Here is a 1,765-nt window from a genome sequence, read left to right on the forward strand (position 1 = left end):
CTGCCTCAAGTCCTTGCCATAGTCAATTGCGATTCTGGACGCACACGCTCTCCGGTAATTACCATCTTCACACCACGGGCAGGTGCAAGGGTAATACCTCGACGCTGAGGGGTTTCTGGTTGATTATCAGCTAGCGCTAGTTGATAGTGTGACAAAGTTGTTGCCAATACTAGTTTCATTTCAAACTGAGCTAAAGCATCGCCAATACAGCGACGGGCACCAGCACCAAAAGGTATAAACTCATAAGGGGAAAATTGCCGTTCTAAAAAGCGTTCTGGTTTAAACTGCTTGGGTTGTGGATATAAATCCTCACGCTGATGAACTAGATACATGCAGCCAACAATGTTTGTACCAGGCTCTAATTTATGTCCTAGTAGTTCCACTGGTTCTCGCACGACTCTGGGGAAAGTCAACATGGCTACAGGATGAATTCGCAAAGTTTCATTACAAACAGCGGTAAGATAAGGTAGCCGGAAAATGCTCATGGGATCTGGTGATTCCCCCAAGGTATCGAGTTCTTGGAGGATTTTGTGACGAACTTCTGGGTGATGGTGAGTCCAATATAATGCCCAAGCCATTGCAGTTGCGGTGGTTTCATGTCCAGCAAATAACATGGTCATCAATTCATCGCGCAACTCTTGATCCGTCATGGGATTTCCCTCTTCATCTTGCGCTGACATCAGTAGGGAGAGAATATCGACGCGATTTGGATCGGGTAAAGAGCGACGTTCAGCAATTTCTTTGTAAATTACTCGATCAATTGCCGAGCGATCGCGTACAAATTTTCCCCAAGGACTCCAAGCACCTAAATCTTTTTGTAGCCAAGGGAAAAACAAAAAGCTAGAACTCAGTGGCGAACGAAACAAATCTAACATTGTTGTCAGTCCGCGTTTAAGTTGTTGACAGCGTTCTCCTTCATGCAAGCCAAAAACAGCCTCTATGATGACTTGCAGGGAGATTTCCTGCATTGCATTCCGAGCTAAAAAGGGCTGATTATGTGGTAAATTACTAATGGTTTTTTCGGTGATATTACGGATTAATTTTCCGTAGTTGAGCATCCGCTCACCGTGAAACGAAGGCATGACTAATTGTCGTCGCTTTTTGTGGCGATCGCCTTCGAGCATGACAACCGAATAATCACCTAGTAATGGTTGTAGAAGTTTGTTCACACCACCAGGAGCCGCAAACTTTTTGCGATCGTTTGTTAATATTTCCTGAAGCGCTTGGGGATGATTGACGAATATTAAGTTGCCACCAAAGCCGATGATTCTAGCACTGAAAATGTCAGGATATTCCTTGACTGCGGTTTCCATATATCTTACAGGATTGGCAACCCATTGGATTTTTTGGAAAAATGAAGGAGATTTGACAGGGTTGATTAGTTGCATAGGATTTTTCAGCCGAAAATTTGACGAAGTAATAGGACTATTGTTGTTGTTAATATGCAATTTAAATGTTGCAATTGTTATTTTCAACAATTCAAAACAAGATTAGCGTTGATTTTTAGTCTTCATCTATTATAAAAAAATCAGATAACTTGTCAGGTTTCATCTAGTAGACAAACGTCGTGAAAAAGAATGTACAGACGCGAAATACGAATGTACAGACGCGAAATACGAATGTACAGACGCGAAATTAGAATGTACAGACGCGAAATACGAATGTACAGACGCGAAATACGAATGTACAGACGCGAAATACGAATGTACAGACGCGAAATACGAATGTACAGACGCGAAATACGAATGTACAGACGCGAAATACG

Annotated in this window: 1 protein-coding gene; it reads right to left on the reverse strand. The window is 42.3% G+C overall.

Features of this window, described 5'->3' with window-relative positions:
• Positions 1 to 5 precede the first annotated feature (5 nt).
• Positions 6 to 1,388 (reverse strand): cytochrome P450, encoded by a 1,383-nt coding sequence (locus tag OGM63_RS16220; RefSeq protein ID WP_263746628.1) that lies wholly within the window; start codon positions 1,386 to 1,388, stop codon positions 6 to 8.
• Positions 1,389 to 1,765: the final 377 nt, after the last annotated feature.

The sequence above is a fragment of the Plectonema radiosum NIES-515 genome (assembly GCF_025753815.1).
Taxonomy (GTDB): domain Bacteria; phylum Cyanobacteriota; class Cyanobacteriia; order Cyanobacteriales; family Nostocaceae; genus Hassallia; species Hassallia radiosum_A.